Annotated in this window: 33 protein-coding genes; 4 read left to right on the forward strand and 29 right to left on the reverse strand. The window is 35.8% G+C overall.

Annotated elements, in window-relative coordinates; translation table 11 throughout:
• Positions 1-2 precede the first annotated feature (2 nt).
• From ACWOEC_RS02975 to ACWOEC_RS03070, 20 genes are all read right to left on the reverse strand, one after another.
• On the reverse strand, positions 3-215 hold the full coding sequence (locus ACWOEC_RS02975) for a DUF3310 domain-containing protein (RefSeq protein WP_251854351.1): 213 nt from the start codon (positions 213-215) through the stop codon (positions 3-5).
• Positions 212-493 carry a VRR-NUC domain-containing protein gene (locus ACWOEC_RS02980; RefSeq protein ID WP_251854350.1) on the reverse strand — a complete coding sequence of 94 codons (282 nt, stop codon included), beginning with the start codon at positions 491-493 and terminating at the stop codon, positions 212-214. Before ACWOEC_RS02980 ends, ACWOEC_RS02975 begins: the two co-directional genes overlap by 4 nt.
• A 174-nt stretch (positions 494-667) precedes the next feature.
• The gene (locus tag ACWOEC_RS02985) at positions 668-985 is read right to left on the reverse strand and encodes a hypothetical protein (RefSeq protein ID WP_455305868.1); all 318 of its coding nucleotides are present in this window, start codon (positions 983-985) and stop codon (positions 668-670) included.
• A gap of 2 nt (positions 986-987) precedes the next feature.
• Complete coding sequence (locus ACWOEC_RS02990) at positions 988-1,230, reverse strand: hypothetical protein (protein ID WP_455305869.1); 243 nt, start codon at positions 1,228-1,230, stop codon at positions 988-990.
• A 2-nt stretch (positions 1,231-1,232) separates the two neighbouring features.
• The gene (locus ACWOEC_RS02995) at positions 1,233-2,480 is read right to left on the reverse strand and encodes an SNF2-related protein (protein ID WP_455305870.1); all 1,248 of its coding nucleotides are present in this window, start codon (positions 2,478-2,480) and stop codon (positions 1,233-1,235) included.
• A complete protein-coding gene (locus ACWOEC_RS03000; RefSeq protein ID WP_455305871.1) occupies positions 2,464-2,772 on the reverse strand; it encodes a hypothetical protein in 309 nt (102 codons plus the stop codon). The genes ACWOEC_RS02995 and ACWOEC_RS03000 overlap by 17 nt, the downstream gene beginning before the upstream one ends.
• A gap of 12 nt (positions 2,773-2,784) precedes the next feature.
• Positions 2,785-2,964, reverse strand: coding sequence for a hypothetical protein (locus tag ACWOEC_RS03005; protein ID WP_455305872.1), 180 nt, complete (start codon positions 2,962-2,964; stop codon positions 2,785-2,787).
• Complete coding sequence (locus ACWOEC_RS03010; RefSeq protein WP_455305873.1) at positions 2,964-3,188, reverse strand: hypothetical protein; 225 nt, start codon at positions 3,186-3,188, stop codon at positions 2,964-2,966. Before ACWOEC_RS03010 ends, ACWOEC_RS03005 begins: the two co-directional genes overlap by 1 nt.
• A complete protein-coding gene (locus ACWOEC_RS03015) occupies positions 3,189-3,560 on the reverse strand; it encodes a YopX family protein (RefSeq protein WP_455305874.1) in 372 nt (123 codons plus the stop codon).
• Between the two features lie 38 nt (positions 3,561-3,598).
• A complete protein-coding gene (locus ACWOEC_RS03020; protein ID WP_455305875.1) occupies positions 3,599-3,772 on the reverse strand; it encodes a hypothetical protein in 174 nt (57 codons plus the stop codon).
• Between the two features lie 59 nt (positions 3,773-3,831).
• Complete coding sequence (locus ACWOEC_RS03025) at positions 3,832-4,173, reverse strand: hypothetical protein (RefSeq protein WP_455305876.1); 342 nt, start codon at positions 4,171-4,173, stop codon at positions 3,832-3,834.
• Between the two features lie 46 nt (positions 4,174-4,219).
• Complete coding sequence (locus ACWOEC_RS03030) at positions 4,220-4,360, reverse strand: hypothetical protein (RefSeq protein WP_455305877.1); 141 nt, start codon at positions 4,358-4,360, stop codon at positions 4,220-4,222.
• Positions 4,360-4,563: a hypothetical protein gene (locus tag ACWOEC_RS03035; protein ID WP_455305878.1), complete on the reverse strand. Its 204-nt coding sequence runs from the start codon at positions 4,561-4,563 to the stop codon at positions 4,360-4,362. The genes ACWOEC_RS03030 and ACWOEC_RS03035 overlap by 1 nt, the downstream gene beginning before the upstream one ends.
• Positions 4,563-4,904, reverse strand: coding sequence for a hypothetical protein (locus tag ACWOEC_RS03040; protein WP_455305879.1), 342 nt, complete (start codon positions 4,902-4,904; stop codon positions 4,563-4,565). The genes ACWOEC_RS03035 and ACWOEC_RS03040 overlap by 1 nt, the downstream gene beginning before the upstream one ends.
• Positions 4,905-4,906: 2 nt before the next feature.
• Positions 4,907-5,215, reverse strand: coding sequence for a hypothetical protein (locus ACWOEC_RS03045; RefSeq protein WP_455305880.1), 309 nt, complete (start codon positions 5,213-5,215; stop codon positions 4,907-4,909).
• 2 nt (positions 5,216-5,217) lie between these two features.
• On the reverse strand, positions 5,218-5,808 hold the full coding sequence (locus ACWOEC_RS03050) for a hypothetical protein (protein ID WP_455305881.1): 591 nt from the start codon (positions 5,806-5,808) through the stop codon (positions 5,218-5,220).
• A 54-nt stretch (positions 5,809-5,862) separates the two neighbouring features.
• On the reverse strand, positions 5,863-6,102 hold the full coding sequence (locus ACWOEC_RS03055; RefSeq protein WP_455305882.1) for a hypothetical protein: 240 nt from the start codon (positions 6,100-6,102) through the stop codon (positions 5,863-5,865).
• 143 nt (positions 6,103-6,245) lie between these two features.
• Positions 6,246-6,437 (reverse strand): hypothetical protein, encoded by a 192-nt coding sequence (locus tag ACWOEC_RS03060; RefSeq protein WP_455305883.1) that lies wholly within the window; start codon positions 6,435-6,437, stop codon positions 6,246-6,248.
• A 4-nt stretch (positions 6,438-6,441) separates the two neighbouring features.
• Positions 6,442-6,699 (reverse strand): hypothetical protein, encoded by a 258-nt coding sequence (locus tag ACWOEC_RS03065; protein ID WP_455305884.1) that lies wholly within the window; start codon positions 6,697-6,699, stop codon positions 6,442-6,444.
• A gap of 49 nt (positions 6,700-6,748) precedes the next feature.
• Entirely contained in the window at positions 6,749-6,985 is a 237-nt protein-coding gene (locus ACWOEC_RS03070; protein WP_251869160.1) for a helix-turn-helix transcriptional regulator, read from the reverse strand.
• A 175-nt stretch (positions 6,986-7,160) separates the two neighbouring features.
• Here ACWOEC_RS03070 and ACWOEC_RS03075 point away from each other — a divergent pair, with 175 nt between their 5' ends.
• The 3 genes from ACWOEC_RS03075 to ACWOEC_RS03085 all read left to right on the forward strand — a co-directional run bounded on the left by ACWOEC_RS03075 (position 7,161) and on the right by ACWOEC_RS03085 (position 9,230).
• On the forward strand, positions 7,161-7,580 hold the full coding sequence (locus tag ACWOEC_RS03075; RefSeq protein WP_455305885.1) for a helix-turn-helix domain-containing protein: 420 nt from the start codon (positions 7,161-7,163) through the stop codon (positions 7,578-7,580).
• A gap of 9 nt (positions 7,581-7,589) precedes the next feature.
• The gene (locus tag ACWOEC_RS03080) at positions 7,590-7,931 is read left to right on the forward strand and encodes an ImmA/IrrE family metallo-endopeptidase (RefSeq protein ID WP_455305886.1); all 342 of its coding nucleotides are present in this window, start codon (positions 7,590-7,592) and stop codon (positions 7,929-7,931) included.
• 114 nt (positions 7,932-8,045) lie between these two features.
• Positions 8,046-9,230 carry a tyrosine-type recombinase/integrase gene (locus tag ACWOEC_RS03085; RefSeq protein ID WP_455305887.1) on the forward strand — a complete coding sequence of 395 codons (1,185 nt, stop codon included), beginning with the start codon at positions 8,046-8,048 and terminating at the stop codon, positions 9,228-9,230.
• Between the two features lie 306 nt (positions 9,231-9,536).
• Here ACWOEC_RS03085 and ACWOEC_RS03090 read toward each other — a convergent pair whose 3' ends face one another.
• A complete protein-coding gene (locus tag ACWOEC_RS03090; RefSeq protein WP_455305888.1) occupies positions 9,537-10,121 on the reverse strand; it encodes a nitroreductase family protein in 585 nt (194 codons plus the stop codon).
• 129 nt (positions 10,122-10,250) lie between these two features.
• Here ACWOEC_RS03090 and ACWOEC_RS03095 point away from each other — a divergent pair, with 129 nt between their 5' ends.
• Positions 10,251-10,985 (forward strand): hypothetical protein, encoded by a 735-nt coding sequence (locus ACWOEC_RS03095; protein WP_455305889.1) that lies wholly within the window; start codon positions 10,251-10,253, stop codon positions 10,983-10,985.
• Positions 10,986-11,041: 56 nt separating this feature from the next.
• Here the strand turns inward: ACWOEC_RS03095 and ACWOEC_RS03100 are convergent, their stop codons facing one another.
• The 8 genes from ACWOEC_RS03100 to ACWOEC_RS03135 all read right to left on the reverse strand — a co-directional run bounded on the left by ACWOEC_RS03100 (position 11,042) and on the right by ACWOEC_RS03135 (position 16,899).
• A complete protein-coding gene (locus tag ACWOEC_RS03100; protein WP_455305890.1) occupies positions 11,042-11,434 on the reverse strand; it encodes a DUF805 domain-containing protein in 393 nt (130 codons plus the stop codon).
• A gap of 215 nt (positions 11,435-11,649) precedes the next feature.
• Positions 11,650-12,105 carry a hypothetical protein gene (locus ACWOEC_RS03105; protein ID WP_455305891.1) on the reverse strand — a complete coding sequence of 152 codons (456 nt, stop codon included), beginning with the start codon at positions 12,103-12,105 and terminating at the stop codon, positions 11,650-11,652.
• Positions 12,106-12,173: 68 nt separating this feature from the next.
• The gene (locus ACWOEC_RS03110) at positions 12,174-13,370 is read right to left on the reverse strand and encodes a CCA tRNA nucleotidyltransferase (protein ID WP_455305904.1); all 1,197 of its coding nucleotides are present in this window, start codon (positions 13,368-13,370) and stop codon (positions 12,174-12,176) included.
• A gap of 8 nt (positions 13,371-13,378) precedes the next feature.
• A complete protein-coding gene (locus tag ACWOEC_RS03115) occupies positions 13,379-13,726 on the reverse strand; it encodes a nucleotide pyrophosphohydrolase (protein WP_455305892.1) in 348 nt (115 codons plus the stop codon).
• A 28-nt stretch (positions 13,727-13,754) separates the two neighbouring features.
• A complete protein-coding gene (locus tag ACWOEC_RS03120) occupies positions 13,755-14,306 on the reverse strand; it encodes a YpiB family protein (protein ID WP_455305893.1) in 552 nt (183 codons plus the stop codon).
• A gap of 10 nt (positions 14,307-14,316) precedes the next feature.
• Entirely contained in the window at positions 14,317-15,570 is a 1,254-nt protein-coding gene (locus tag ACWOEC_RS03125) for a tetratricopeptide repeat protein (RefSeq protein WP_455305894.1), read from the reverse strand.
• Positions 15,571-16,611 (reverse strand): hypothetical protein, encoded by a 1,041-nt coding sequence (locus ACWOEC_RS03130; protein WP_455305895.1) that lies wholly within the window; start codon positions 16,609-16,611, stop codon positions 15,571-15,573.
• An 87-nt stretch (positions 16,612-16,698) separates the two neighbouring features.
• Positions 16,699-16,899 carry a cold-shock protein gene (locus ACWOEC_RS03135; protein WP_455305896.1) on the reverse strand — a complete coding sequence of 67 codons (201 nt, stop codon included), beginning with the start codon at positions 16,897-16,899 and terminating at the stop codon, positions 16,699-16,701.
• Between the last annotated feature and the right edge of the window lie 213 nt (positions 16,900-17,112).

Consider the following 17,112-nt stretch of genomic DNA (forward strand, 5'->3'; position numbering starts at 1 on the left):
AATTATTCACCTACTTCGTCTTTCAATCGTTCCAGATAAAATGCTGCTTTTTCCAAATCTTCAACTCCATTTTTAAACTTATAACGTGCTATATATTTCAGAATATTACCTACCAGAAAACCTTCGAACTGTTCCGAACTCATGCCTGCTTTTATTACTTCGATTGTTTCCGTCCCATTTACATTGTAATGCTGTGGATGTTCTACATTGCTCACTCAAACCATCTCTCCTTCCATTCTGAAAAATTTTGTGGTCTTAAAATGTAGGCCTCACCTCCTGAATCTCGAATTTTTTTGATGTTGTATAGTTGTAATTTACTAGGCTGGCCCGTTTCGTTTTTTAATTCGATTCCATGAAACGTGCCGTCGATACACGCTAGAATATCTGGGATACCTTCTTTGGTAAATTTACTTCCTGCCCAGTATTTGACATACCAAACATCGTTTTCTTTTAAAAAATTAATTACTTTATTTTGAAATGCAGATTCTTTCATTTCACTTCACCCCTAGTCCGAATTCCATAACATCGTTTCATGTCCTCGATGTCATCCGTAACTTCTTTCAGAACTGCTTTTTCTTGGGCCAAGTCCTTTTCTGATATCCCTTCACGCTTGATATAAAGTTCCAATGCGTGCTTCACGATATGCATCTTCTTATATCGCTTCATCTCACTTCACCGTAATTATGACGGTTGCTTTTCGTTTCGTCACTTTCGGGTAATCTTTCAACAAATCTTCATATAATTCTGGTTCGTTGCTATTAAATTTTTTAAAATCTATACTCGTTGATTCACTCGCTTCAACTCGTGTGACTTTGCAGTAGTCATTATCAATCGACTTAATATCATATTGATCCATGCCCTCGACTAATTGATTTTTCATTCCATCCAATTTTTCTTGGGCATCTTTGATTTGTTGATTTAGTAGCGCATAATTTGCCATCACCGGTAAATATTGATTTTCAAATAGTGTTACTTCGTTTTCCATGATTATTTTCCCTCCTGTTTTAAAATCAATTCACATAACTCCGTTAACTCGTTTAAAGCTTCAACATCAATACTTATCCAATCGGAACCCGAGTTATAGCATCCCGTCAGAAAATATTTGATATCACCTGTTTTATCAATTGATGATCCTACATCACTGTTATTACTCTCAATATCATAGGAACCATCATCCTGTTTCGTAATAATAAATCGTTGTGATATTTCTAGTAGTTTTAAAACATCCATTCTCACATCTCCTCTTTCTCAAATAATGCGTCGTTATAATCTCGACGTTCTTTTAATACCTGTAACATTCGCCATTCAATACTCCCATCTGTTAACAGATAGTAGTAAAAACATGGTAGTTCTTGTCCAATTCGGTGTATACGTTTCTTGCTTTGCTCAAATAACTCACTTTTATCTGTCAATGTAAAATAGATAACCTTATTAGCTTTTTGTAAATTTAAGCCCATTGCACCAGCTTGATATTGAATCAAAGAAACACTATTCTCCTGTTTTTCATAGGCTTCTAAATCCTTTAAATCACCGTTGATGGTGCTTACTGGACGTTCTAAATCTGTACATAAATTTGAAATTACTTCGTACTCTTTTTTGAAATTGTAGAAAATTATTAATCGATCACTGGTAGATTGAATCATTTCTTTCAGTTTTTCCAGTTTGTTATGATTCATCCAACCTGCGAACTGTCGCAAGTACATTTTGGCACTAGCTGGTGTATCTCCAATGATTACCTCATTTTGATATTCTGCCATATGATGTTTATAAAATTCATGATAAGATTTCGTATTTTTTACTTTTACATTGATGTGATTTTGCTTTGGTAAATCAAAAACTTCCTCTGTTTTCATGAACACAGCACCATATTTTCTCAACTTTCGTTTAAGCCGTTCAACATTTTTATATCCAACGATTTTATATCCACCATCCAACTCATCCCATTCACGTTCCGTATACTGTTTCAAAAACAAATCTTTGGATATGTTCCATCCCAACAAATTAACCTGTGAAATGAGTTCCTCATATTTTCCACCGGTAGGTGTACCAGATAACAGAATCACATTTTTAGCATGCAATTTAAGGATGAATTTAGAGCGATTAGAGCGTTCGTTTTTAATCATGGATGATTCATCCAGAAGCAATGTAAAGTCTTTTAAACGAGTTAACTCAGGTCTACGCCATGCTTTATCATAATTAACGATTAAAATCGTTTCTGAACGTATAATTTCGAGTGATTGTTTATCAAACACAATCACATTGTATTCAGGATAAAACATCTCAAAGTGTTCTTTCCAATCATCTATTTTTGATTTTTGACAAATCACTAAATTATAGGCTGTATTTAGTTCCCACAATTTTTCCGACCCAATGAATGTTTTACCGAGACCCATATCCACATAATAAGCAACTCGATTGAATGAGTAAGTATCATTTAACAGTCGTTCCTGATGAGGAAAAAACTTAATGTGATCCGACATTGTCAATCAATCTTTCATTAATATCTTCCAATAGTGATACAACCTCGATACAGCGTGCTCTTACTTCTTTACGTGATGTCAGTTCTTCTTGCCCGTTGAATATTAAATCGTTCTCTATCGCTCGTAAAACAAGCTTCGGTTTATTCAAGTCGTAATATCCCATGACGTTAAGATTTTCATTGCCATCTTTATCTAGTGATATCTGTCCGTTTTCGGATTTTCGTACTCTCGATAAAATAAATTGGTTATGGTCATTGGTTATTCTATAATCTAAAAATTTTAAGTTTAGCATTTACATCACCACCTAATCTAATTTCGTAATTTTTAACGGTTCGGGATAGATAAAAGATGCTCTCACCTGTCCGCGTTTGTCTTTTTGCGTTGAGAACGTTGGAAATTTTAGTGCTAGCATTCTCCACACATCTTCTAATGTTTCTGCCTCAACGTAGGTTTTACCCGTCTCAACGCCCCATGCTCGATACATTATTCCATCACCTCGAAAATATATTCGCTGTTATTCGTTGTGACTATTAGCGCATTGTCTGATAATTCTACTGATACAACCGCGCTTGATAATATGACTGCTTTTGTATCTATTCCATAGCAAGCGAATGGTTGGTTTTCAACGGGTGCATTGTAAAATAGAAATGTCTTATCTACTTCTGATAACATCTGTGCATTCGTTGTTGATTTAAGAATTGCTTTCATCTATTCTTCCTCCAATAATTCGGGATCCTCCCAAATATTTCCGATAACTTCAAATTTATAATAAAAACCAAAACTTAATATATCCTCTGTTTCGTCATCTACCTTAAATTCACCTCGTTCAAATTTAACAACACCAATATCTGTATGACCTAACGTGATTTCAGCTTCCACTACATCACCCTCATAAATTTCCACGCCATTCTTATCTTTTAGGCCTGTGGATTGCATGAGGAATAAATCTCTATACCAAAACCACTCCCCGATAGTAGCTCCACCCACTTGTAAACAATACATATTCCTGACGAAATCAATATCTACCACATCTCGCATTGTTTTCTCCTCAATTAAAAATGCTCTAAATCTTGGTACCATCTTATTCCTCCTATTTCACTGGTGTGTGTAATTTTGCATCAACCATTTCCATTTTGGAAAGAGTTCAATCTTGCTTTCAATTCTTCTAAATCCGTTTCAGCATAACTTCTATTTCCATGCCATTGTCTGATGAACTCTTGATCGTTGGTTTCTAATGCTCTTTCGATTGCAACAATTTTATTTTTTATTATCTTTTCGCTTGTTTTGCTCATTTACCATACTCCTTTAGGTATTTTCCATTTTGGAAATAACCACTTCATCTTTCTTCCTCCTAAAAATTAGTCGTCATTTTCTTGCCTAGAAATTTAGTGCCACCAGAATAAACAGACATATCATCGTAAAAAGTAAATGAAAGATTATTAATTTCATGGTCACATATTTGCGACAATCTTTTGAAAATTGCTTTTTCGCGTTTATCTATAACTCTACAAATTTTTTCAAGCGTTTTATCCATTTTGTTAGTATTGTATGCGTAATCGTATGGCTCACACTCAAATATCGCAGACCCTTTATGCACCTCTAATATATAAAGAGACTTCAAAATGTTGTTCTTAGTGTCGTTATTATCCCCATTCAACAAACTAAATAATGTTAAGCCATCATTAAACCTCATCATTCTTCCTCCTGTTTGCTATCGCTGACGATTGCGAAATTAAAGATCACTCTTCTACCTGTTCAATTTCATCCGAGAATCTGCTGTAGATTACTCCCTCTGAATTAATCAGATGATATACAACGCCGTTATTTGTCATAAACGCAACTTCCACTATTGCACCTGTGACCTTATCTAATACTTTCATCACTCTTCCTCCACTCCTGATAATTGATGAGCTAACCAATACTCCGTGTCTCCTGACTCATTTTCGCATTGCACTAAAATCACGTCTCGGTCATTCTCGTCAATTACTCCTGTATCGCAATAATTAAGTATTGCTCCGCCTACTATTTTCACTACGTTTTCGTTTAATGTCTTTGCTTTTCTTCCTACTGTTACATTAATCATCATTCTTCCTCCTGTTCCAAATTAAACATCATAAGCTCTGTTTCAATATTCTCCTTTACAAGCTCAAGCACTGTTTCTGTAGATACTCTTAACTTATTAGCTAATGCTTCTACATTCATTGCTAAAAATGTAATATGCATTGCTAAATCTTCGTTTAATTTTTCGGAAACCTGCACTTTTACATTTCCTTTTTCATATTGAACAACTCTCGACACTCCTAATAGTTGCGGTTGCTCGGTTAATTCCACCAGACGGTTAGATACATTCTGTATATGTTTATGGCTACCAAGAGATATTGTATAGTCTTGTAGTTCCTTAGCTAGTTTTTCAATTTCACTCATTTTCATTCCTCGCTTTCAGCTTCATCTAAAATTCTGATAAATCGAGTCAATAGTTGGCTCTTTGTTAGTTCTTTCGTTTCGACATCCTTCACATATTTTTCGCAAAGTTTGACAATGTTTTTTAATTTCCATTCATGTTCCTTGATACTATCTTCTAGGGCAGAGATTTCCTTTTCTAGTTCTCGTATCTCGTTTACTTTTTCGTCTATCAGATCCGTAGCAATTTCATACGTGTCGTCATTCATCCAGCCACGAATATCTTCCATCGTTTCAACATTGATGACTTCCCCCGTGTGTATTTGATAAATCACAATTATGCACGTCCTTTCGAGGTTCTTAACGGCGTTAACACTGCCGTAAATTCTCCGTCCACTTTAAAGACCATCGGACGAATCTCACTAACGAAACCAAAAGTCACGAGGTCGTTTGTATAGTCAGCAACAAACGCTAGAATGTGTTTTAAGTACGTTGCATTACAAGTAAATTCAACGCGATTGTCGCCACCAACATTTCTAATCTGGAACAGTGAAGAAATTTCGCCATTTGAAATTTCCAATCCGTCTAAATTAACTTTGACTTTAATACTGGTGTTTTTTGGAAAACCTTTAAGAAATTTAGTAATGACGGAACAAGACGATGGTGTAATCTTCCATTCGGAGCTAAAGTTCGTAGGAATTACACGATCTATGTCCGGATAAGCATCCGTATTAATTTCAAGTGTTTTTGGATTGAAATTAAATTCGCCTAGATTGTCAGGAGACAAGTTTTTAACTTTTAATACAATATGGCTATTAGTAGCTACTACATCACCATTTTGATAGTGGAAACAAGTTAAAACAGGTCTTACAGGCGAACCAATAAAATTTAACAGGTGCTTGTGTGTATTTTGAGGTTTTAATTTCATAGTGGTATACTCTCCTTATAAGTGTTTTAAGTGACTGACTTTGCTTGCCGGCGGTCAGTCTTTTTTTTGTTTAATAACACTAAGTGTTTCTAAACAGAAGGCGTTGTTCTCGATAACTTTGTAGATTATCGCATCACCATCATGTTCTTCATCGATAGCAATTCTACTGCCGTACCATCTAATCGAATCTTGTTTAAAATTTTCTACAAGATCATCAACTTGATTAGCGTCAAGACATTCGAAAGAAGTTATTAATTTATCTTGATTCTGCCTAATCGCTACATATCCTTTCATTTCCTCACCCCCTTTCAATCTTTTTTAATTTCTTTCAAGTCCTGCAATGATCCCATTCATATAATATTTTTCTAAATTCTAATTAATTTGGATACCATTTTTATCCATATTTTCGAGGATGATTCTCGCTTTTTATTCATCACTCATCGTTCATCCCTCACGGTCATTTTTTCTTTGCAAGCACTGTAACCATACACAAAACATATTGATGCAAAAGTGACGATTGCCAGAACTGTCAACAAAACTTTCAGAGCTAACCAAGATGCGATTGCAAAAGCTGCTAAAGCCAATGCTAGTAACAAGATGTCGACTATAATTTTTTTTTCGTTTGTCATTAGATCACCTACTTTTCTCCATTAACCAAATTCGACAGGCATTCTTATCATAAAATTTAAGTTTGACCCCATAACTCACAAATGGCATTCCCTTACCTTCCCATTCCCGAATTGTAAATGCTGAAACACCGAAATATTCCGCAATCTCACGTTGATTTAAAATTTGTCTATCTAAACTCGTATCATTACGAACACGCTCAATTTCATCTTTTACTAATTCGTAGATAAAGTTTCTGAGTTCATTTGCATTTTGTTCAGTCAACATTACCTCCAAAAAAATCACCTCATTTTTTTGTTATTTTATGTGTTTACTAATTGTTTTCTTTTTGGTAATAACGAGTAAACTCGTTTTTAGTTCCAAAAAAAATTGCGTCGTCTGACACATAATAAATGTCCTTTATCATGTCTTGAAATTTACGTTGCATCTTGCTAGGGTCATCCTCCCAAGATGCAAGTGTTTGGTAGTGTACACCGAATTTTTTAGCGGCTTCTTTCTGTGATAATCCTGCTAAAATTCTTGCTCCTTCCAAAGAGATTTTTTTTGTCATTCATTGTTCCTCCTTTCGATGAATAAAGTATATAACGAGTTTATTCGTTGTGTCAACGATTTTTTTCGTTATTTTAATTAAAAAACATTGTAATTTAACGAGTTTATTCTTGAAAATAACGAAAAAACTAGTTATCATGAAGAAAATAAGACATTTCGAAAAGAGGTAAAATAACATGGGACGAAAACCAATATCTGATTTTGATATCAGACTCAGAGAGGAAATTGCTAGTAACTTACTTAAAATTACGAATGGAAAAACGCAAGCTCAAATTGCAGATTTAACAGGAATACCTGCTTCTACATTATCAGGTTACTTCACGAAGCGTTCAACAATCACCGAAGAAAACACGTTGAAAATTGCAAAAGTTTTTAATGTTGATGCATCTGAAATTGACCCTAGATTTAAAAAGAATTTTAAATTTTTTGATGATCAGTTAACTAACAAACACTTTGAATTAATTAAAGAAGAAGAATCAAAGTATGATTTAAAACAAATGCTTGATGGAGCAGTTAGTTTCGATGGTAAAAAGTTGAGTGAGAAGGATAAAGCGGCCATTTTAGGGTATATTGAAGGTCGTTTACATGACGACTAGAGGTGTGCTATGGACATTAATGCTGAATTAAAACAATTAAATATTGAATTGGTGTATATGAAATTAGAGTGCAAAGGTTGTTACATTCCTGGATACAAAACAATATTTGTGAATGAAGAGTTGTCTGAAATTGATGCCAGATGTGTTATCTATCATGAGTTAGGACACATCAAACGTCACACTGATATGTTTAATCTATATGACTTATCTACAATGCATTCAAAAATGGAGTACGAAGCAAATCAATTCATGATTGATAATCTTATCGCGGATAGCGATGGACACTACAACTACTCGCAAGTTTTAGATAGATTTAAATTAGGGATGGGTTGGCAATTTAAAACACAATAAAATAGACACACTCATCAAGTTTGGCGACCGGAGAGCGTGTCTGTACAATATATAACCTACCAATAGGCTTATTTTGTTACGCCTATTGTAACAAATTTAAGGGGTGTAGACAATATGGCGACATTTACACAATATCAAAAAAAGAATGGCCAATCAGCTTGGAAATATAAAGCCTACATTGGTATTGATTATCTCACTGGAAAACGAGTTGAGACAACTCGGCAAGGATTTCCCACAAAAAAAGCAGCACAATCTGATCTAACACAGTTAATGGTTGATTTTAAGGACAATAAAATCAATCTCGGTAGTAAAAATAAGAAGACGACTTTTAACGAGTTGTATGAAATGTGGCTTGTAAACTATAAATCATCTGTTAGAGAATCTACGTACATTGCTACAGATTATAGAGTTAAAAAATATATATTACCTACGTTTGGTGGTTTAATTATTGAACGTATTGATTTGAAAACTGCACAACAACAAGTCAATGAATGGTCAAAAAAATTTGACATGTATACTAAATTACTAAGCTATTTGAGGCGGATAATGGATTATGGTGTGTCATTAGAACTAATTGATAGTAACCCGTTTAGAAAAATATTAGTTCCTAAACGAAACAACACTGAACTCAAGCGTGAAAAATATAAATTTTATACAAAAGAAGAACTAAAGATTTTTTTGAATCAAACGATTGAAAATGAAAAATTAGTACCTGAAAAAAATTTAATACACACTTATTATGCAAATTACGACATGACATTATTCCACACGCTCGCGTATACTGGTTTACGAATCGGTGAAGCTCTTGCACTAACTTGGAATGATTTAGACCGTTCTAACAGGCTCATAACCGTTAATAAGACATTGTCTGATAAAGAGAAAGGCTTTATCATTACAGAGCCTAAGACAAGGCAATCGAACCGTATAATAACTATTGACGATAAAACAATAAACTATTTAGATTTTTGGCACGAGAAACAAACCCAGATATTTAAGTTGATGGGTGTAAAAAAATGTTCTGCTATTTTTACAAATCCACGTGGAAAAATTATCCCGAGACAAAACATTTATAATCGCTCAAATAAAATTGCGGACCAAGCTAAGTTACATCGATTAGGAAATCATGGGTTTCGGCATACGCACGCAAGTTTACTCTTTGAAGCTGGAGCAAACTTTAAAGATGTTCAAGAACGACTGGGTCACTCATCTATAACTATCACAATGGATATCTACACACACATTACACAAACATCCAAACGCAATGCTAGTGATCGATTCACAGAGTTTATGGACAATTAACGATTTTTTTACCCACAAACGTACACACAAAATGCGTGTAAGACGAGTTTATTCGTTACTACAATCATTGCTACACCAACTAGCACACTAGTTTACTCGTTATTTTATACCACTTTCTTAACACCGCGAAACTAAATAATCATTTAGTTTTCAAGCTCAAAACATTGATTTTTCAGTGTTTTGAGCTTTTTGTTTTGTTTGAAATAAAAACGTGACATCATTTTTAACATCATTAGACTCTTTCGTAGAACGCTTAACTCATCAACTAAAACTATCACGTGCTAGAAATAACTAGCACGTGATGGTTTACTTTATATCCAATTGGCTGACCCACTCTTTGACTGGACGGCGTTTTCTCACTCCGGAAGCTAAACTTTCATCTTTATATCCCACACGATAATTTGCGACAAGTATGGTTCCTTCTGGAAACCCAAGACGTTGCGTAAATTCTTCATTTAGTACAAATGGTGATGAGGCCCAAAACCCTACCAAACGATGTTCATCTAGCAGTAGTGAAAAATTTTGGATCAAGGCAGCCGTCGCCTGTGAAGCATCACTATCTAAACGTCGATTATGTGGTACTTGTTTATACGCAAACAAAATCGTAGCTGGTGCTTCTTTAATCAAGCGATTAATCTTTTTAGTAAATTTTTCTTTTGAAGCATCGTCATGAATAAGCCGGATTTCTTTATAAAAATCGATGATTTCTTGCGCTAAATATATTTTTTCCGCCTCCGTAGTGATCACTTTGGCATACCAAGGTTCTTCTTTGTGGTATGGTGCCTGACTCGCTTGTTCCAATAGATCCAACAAAAGCTGTTGTTCTACTGGATCAGTCAAACTTCTTTTTGCTGTTCGACGTGTTAGTATCGCTTCTTTTATAGTTTTCAATCCACTACCTCCTTTATCATCGTTGCTTTATTATAACTGTTTTATTAGAGGTTAGCGAGCGCATGTCTTAATTTGAGTTCATTCGTAAAATTTAGTACACTAAGCATATCAAGAAGGGAGCGTTACCAAATGAAAAAAGCAATTGGTTGTTGTATCTTAGGTTTATCTTTAGTTGGCATCGGTATCACCACTCAAGTTCAAGCAGAAGAGTTAACGTATATTCCGATTTATCGCATGTATAATCCTAATTCTGGAGAGCATTTTTATACAAAAAGTCTTGATGAAATGACACACCTTACTACTGTGGGTTGGAATAGCGAAGGGGTTGGCTGGGTCGCTCCATTTAAAGACTATGTATCTGTCTTTAGACTCTATAACAAAAACTCAGGAGATCATCATTATACTCAAAATACTTTTGAAAAAACAGCACTGGTTTCTATTGGTTGGAAAGATGAAGGGATTGCCTTTTACTCGGATCGTTACGGTACAGTGCCAGTTTATCGAGCGTACAATCCTTTTGCAAAAGTTGGTACGCATAACTATACGACAAGTGGTGCTGAACAGTTAAGTTTGATCAATTCAGGTTGGAAAAATGAGGGTCTTGCTTGGTATGCCAAAGAATCAGGTTACCCTCTGTTTACCGAAGATAAAGCCATTCAAATCCTAAAAGATAATTTTACTTCAAAAAATCAATCACTTGACGACCTTAGTTTCGTTCCCATAAAACAAATTGGTCAAGATTATCTGATTAGATTGGTTGTGCTCTCGATGGTCGAACAAGGTGGTTCTGTTACCGCCGGATTTTATCGTGTATCACCACAAGGACTAGTTCAAGCTTGTGATGCTAACGGCACTCCTTATTAACAATAAAAATCCTAGTGAGATCTTCATATATCGTGAAGTTCTCGCTAGGATTTTGATTATTGTGCTTGATTATTTGGCCATCTTGTATTTCTTTTACTTGGTAAAATCAGGGTAATTAAAATGATCAAGTTTCCAATTACCGGAATCAAGTAAAATAAAATCCACCAGTTACTGTGGTTACGATCATGAAATCTTCTTGCTCTGACAGTAAAATTGGCAAGCCAAATCAGAAAACTTAGGATCAAAAAGACAATGGTCACTAAATTTAATTCTTTAATGACTTTCGTTCCATCTGCCATAAAATCAATGTATTTATAAGTTTGTGTTAATGTTGTATACAAAATCAACACAAAGTAATTGATCAATTGCGGCCACCAGTATTGTGCTCTTGTTGCAGATGCGTTCATTACTGTAATATTATTCCAATATTCTTTATAAGCTTTTATCATAAAATAACCCCCTTCTCTTTCTATATTAAATAAGTATCGTCAAATGTCAAATATTTATCGCAATCTAATCCTTGCCTTAATCGCAAATATAGTATATCTGAAAGAACATTTCGTCTGTATTTTTAAAATATTCTTTCAAAATAAAATAACAAAACATATTTTTATAATTAAAAAAACGCTCTGTACTTAAACCTTAAGTACAGAGCATTAGACGTTTATTTCAATTCTTTTCCATAAATGTCATCGACTGATTTTTCAGGATCGATCACGATATATAGATTTTTTGTTGATTCGCTAATTTTTGTTGATTGGTAGACATTGTCTAATCCATCGCCATCTGTGTCTTTGTATGGGAAGTAGACGATTTCTGATGTACCGGTACGGTATAAGATTTCCATACGTTCGATATCTTGATATTTTAATGCGCGTGAGAACATTCCTAGTTCCAAGCCACCAAGATTAATATCGTGTGTCGCTACTTGATCACCTTCTTGGAAGATTTCAATTTTAAAGCCAGCACATGGATGGATTTCAACGAATTCTCCTCCATTGATTCGACCGTAGCTTGTTGTAATTTGTTTAATCCATAAATCTCCGATAAAACGGCGATCCACTGTCCAAGTTTCTCCGTTGCGGAAAAGGAATTTTAATGCTTTCATCTCTCTTGCCATCTGAAACACTCCTTAAACAATATTTATTACACCTTAATTTTAGCACATCAGAATGCGTTTGCACAGAATTATTCATTTACTTGTGTGAAAAGATAATCAAATAACTCCTGTTTCTCATTCAAGACCTTACCCTCTACTACCGCGCGCTCGGCTAGACTAAGCCACTCTTTCAACCAAGGACCTGCTTCTTTGTGAAAATGGCGCATAAGATCGCTCCCATTGATCGCAAGCTCTTTCAAACTATGGATAGGCAAATCTTGATAACGTCTTGCTACACTAGTATCTTGTGGAAGATCAAAAAACGCAAGTAACTGTTCTGTATAGCAAGCACTGGTTTCACCCAAAGTATACAATTCGTATTCGCTAAACTGACGGATTTGACGAATGGCTAAACCTTGACGAACGGATTGGACCATCTTGATGACTTGATTCGAAGCTTTCCAGGCTTTCAAAAAAGATGAAATTTGATCGATCGGAACTTCAAGCATCAAGGTCACTAAACTCCAGATTTCGATCGCATCTTCAAGAGGCAATTGCGGTAAGTCTGCTAGTGCTGTTAATTGTGGTTTATAAGATGCAAATTTGGGACAAAATTGATATGCATTTGTCTCAATAAATAGTGTCAATGCGCGTTTACGATTCAAACCCAACATCAATTTTTCAAATTCTACTGCGATTCGCTCGACAGAGATTTTTTTTAAGAGATGACTGTTTTCACTGATCGCTAAAAGCGTTTGGGCTTCCATTTCAAAATCTAGTTGACTAATAAAACGCAACCCTCTCATCATCCGCAGTGCATCTTCATGAAAACGTTCATGAGGATCCCCGACTGCACGGATCACTCGATCATGCAGATCTTGAAGCCCATCAAATAAATCGATCACTTGTCCATCCAATTTAAGCGCAAGTGCATTGATCGTAAAATCACGACGTTTTAGATCTTCTTCTAGTGAGCGTACGAATTCTACCTTTTCTGGACGTCTGAAATCTTGATAGGTAGACTCTGTACGAAAAGTCGTAATTTCGTATTGATCAGCTTCAGTCAAAACCAATACTGTGCCATGTTCGATCCCGACATCAATCGTTCGTTTAAATAGCATTTTGATTTCAGCTGGAAAGGCACTGGTCGCAATATCGACATCATGGATCGGCTGGTTCAAAAAGACATCTCGTACGCTTCCACCAACAAAATAGGCTTCATATCCGGCTTGTTCGATTTTTGTGATAACCGGACTGGCTTGACTAAATTCTTTTGGCAACGTCATTTGGCTTTTCACATTGACTCCTCTTTCTTAACTTCATCTACACGTTCAAAACGATTGGCATCGCGTGTGTTGAATTTTTGCATATTTTGATCAAACACTGCCGTTAGATCGATATCTAAAGAATTGGCCATGATCATAGTCACTACCAATACATCACCCAATTCTTCTGCAACTGTTTTTGCAGCTTCCGTAGGTTTCTTTGCTTTTTCTCCATAATGATGATTGACTTCTCGAGCCAATTCACCCATTTCTTCTGTTAAGCGTGCCATCTGTGCCAAAGGGCTGAAATAACCGCTTTTGAATTGTGCGATATACGCATCGACTTCTTGTTGCATCGCTGCTAGTGATTTACTCATCTTCCATCCTCCACTTCAAAAAGACTAACTAGAAAAAGTCAGCCTCTTGAATTCGTAATTGTTCCAATTCTTCACTTGCTTTTTGAAAGCGTGCATGATCGCCTTGATCGAGTGCTTCATTGATTTCTTCATGAATTGCCTTTAGTGCTTGTTCCCACTCCAATTGTTTTAGCGAACGTTCGACTTTTTCCACATCTTGTTGGCTAATTTGATCGTTCCAACGATAATAAGGATTATCTTCGACTAGACCAAGATAACGCGTGGGAATCGTCTTAGCGTCTAAAATACATTCGACAAATAACGGTTCTCGCCATTTAAACCGAATCTCGTGGAAGATTTGATCCACATCATGAAACGTCCGTCCATCTAAAAATAAACTCAAAGGTTGATCGACATGTTGACCCGCAACAAAACGAATGCCTCTTGGTGTTTTTTCTGCATGTTCAACAAATTGGATTTGTTTCACGATTCCTTCATGATGGATCAAGTAATCAAGCATCCAAGAAATTTCTCGTCTTGAAAAAGTGACCGAAGTCAAGAGATAACGCAACCACTGGATTTTTTCTTCTAACTGGATCACTTTTACTCACCTATCTTTCTGTTAAGTCATCTAAGATCGATTGTACTTCTAAATCGCCTGGTTCATGTGCTAGATAATGGGTCAATAAAGGTAATGCTTCTTCTAATCGTCCCTCTTCGCGTAAAAATAGTCCATATTCTTTCATAAAATCGATCTCATGATGCAATTGTTCATTTGCCAACGCATAATATTTTGCTGCTTCGGCGAATTCTTCTAACTCATAAGCCGCTTTTGCACGATTCCACAGCGCAAAGGGTTGATCTTGATTTTCCATTTGACGAATCGCATCGAGTGCTTCTTCATAAAATCCTTCATCGATATATAAATTACTTAATATCAATAACGTGTCGTCAGTTCGTTCGCCAATTTCTAATGCATCGACTAAGAATTTTTCAGCTTTTTTGGCTTCGTTCAATCGATAAGCATTTTCTGAGGCAAAGTGATACAATTCAACACGATAAGGATTTTCTAAAATCCCTTCTTCAATCACTTCTTGCGCTTCTTGTAACAATTCTTCTTGTTGTAATGCTTCTGCTAAGAATAAATACAAAGCTTCATATTGTGGATTCAACACGCGCAGTTTTTGTAGATAGTGAATCGCTTTTTCGTTTTCTTGAAGTTGTAAATAGACAAAAGCCAGTTGGAACAGTCGATCATCTGTCTCTTCTTCTTCTAGCGCTTGTTCTAATAACACGATCGCTTCTTCAAATGCGCCCAACATGCTTAACGCCACCCCTTGCCGCTCAACTAGCGAAACAGAAGGAAGATTAAATTCGCGTTCATCTACTTGACGGTAATACTCAAGCGCTTCTTGATAACGATCTGTCGTAAAATATAATTCCGCTAAAGCAAATAAAATCACGCTTTTTTCTTCTACGTATTCTAATGCTTCGTTTAATTTTGCCTCACTAACTTCAGGAATGCCAAGCACCTGATATAGATCCGCTGTGATCAATAAAGCTTGCGCATAGAATTCACTAGTTTTTGGAATACTCTCTAAAGCCTCAAATGCCGCTTCAGTATCATTATTTTCGATCGCTACTTCAGCTAATGGCAAGTAATAGCCGACTTGCTTTGGATTACGAGTTAATAATAGCTCAAAAATCTCGTTTACTTCCTGTAAAAATCCTAACTGGAGCAGTTCTTCTCCTAATGCAGCTAAAGTTTGTTCATCATCTTGTCGCAATGCTTGTTGAAAGGCTAACTGTGCTTGCGCTAGATCTTCTTGTTGTAATGCGTGTAACATTTTTTCGCTTTCGCTCATCTACTTGTACTCCTTTAATTCTTGTTGATAATACTCAAATAACGCGTCAAACTGATCCAGTGCGGTCTCTATTTCGACTTGATGGAGAGTACCGACTGACTCTAATCGCCACACTACAGACTCTTTTGTTAACAACGTCTTTACTTGGATCAAATAATCGGCGAAACTAAAACTTATGGGTAAATTAACTGGATAGCCTAACTTTTTTAACCACAAAAAGAGAGCGTTACTCAATTCGTATTCGTTTAGCTCAAGTAAATCCCATAGGATATGAAAGAATATTCCTAAAAAACGTTTCATATTCGCGGACAATAAATGCCCTTGCTCTGTCTGATAAAAGGCTCGTTCAAATACTCGTTCATATGTTTGCAATGCTCTAGCATGTTCACTTGTCTTCAGAACGATCGTATCCAAAAAAGGCGTCATCGGGATTGTTTCGAATTGATCGCTCGTGTGATACGTCTTCATTAAATGCATGAGCAAATCACGATCAACCAAACAGCCATATTTTAGCCCGATCGCTAAATCGATCATCCGTTCTGCTACTGTATAAACGAAATCTAACTGAACATATCCGATTCGTTTCGGGACCATTTGCGTATGCAGTACCACTTCGTTTTGCCTCATCACTAATTCCTTTTGCGGATATAAGGCTGCTACAAATGATTGTAATGTGTGGTGAATGGTATATAACGTGATCTGGTATTGCGAATGGATACTTAGAAAACTAGACAACGATACCACACTCTCGCTACCAAACGCAATCCAAACCATTTTCTTTTGCACATTAAATGGCATTAAAAAATTTACGATTTGCGTCATTTCTTCTAAGTTATTACGATATAACGCTTGGGGGATGATATAAAACGTAAGTCGATCATCATACCACTGAGTCATTTTTTCTGCAAAACGTTCATATAGTTTCGGCGTGGTAAATATGATCAACTGATCGTGTACCGGTAATTGTTTTCTCAGTTCACTTAAGGTCTGGCCATAGTAAATCGTGGCGCGAAAATCATCAACTTGATAGTTTAGCTCCACTTGCCCACCCCCTTAGTCTTAATAGTATACCATGAATACATAGAAAATAAAAAACAGGTCACCTGAACAGGTGGCCTGTTTAACTGACTATAATTTAGTAACGTCTGCTGCTTGAGGTCCTCTTGAACCTTCTACAATTGAAAAGCTAACAGGTTGTCCTTCTTCAAGTGATTTAAAGCCATCTCCTTGAATCGCTGAAAAATGCACGAATACATCGTCGCCATTTTCAACTGCGATAAAGCCAAAGCCTTTATCGTTGTTAAACCATTTTACTGTACCTTGTTCCATGTTGTCATTCCTCCACTCATAACATAACATTACGTTACTTATTATATCAAAATTGTAACCGTTCGCAACTCTTTTTAACAAAAAAGGGCTCTATAATTTAATGGACTGATGAATTGAATTCAATTCATCAGTCCATTTGTCATTTTAGGTATTAAAAAACATACTCGCTTCCTGTATGATTAAATCACCACAAAATAAACAAACGAAAGGAGT

It is taken from the genome of Enterococcus bulliens (assembly GCF_053761865.1).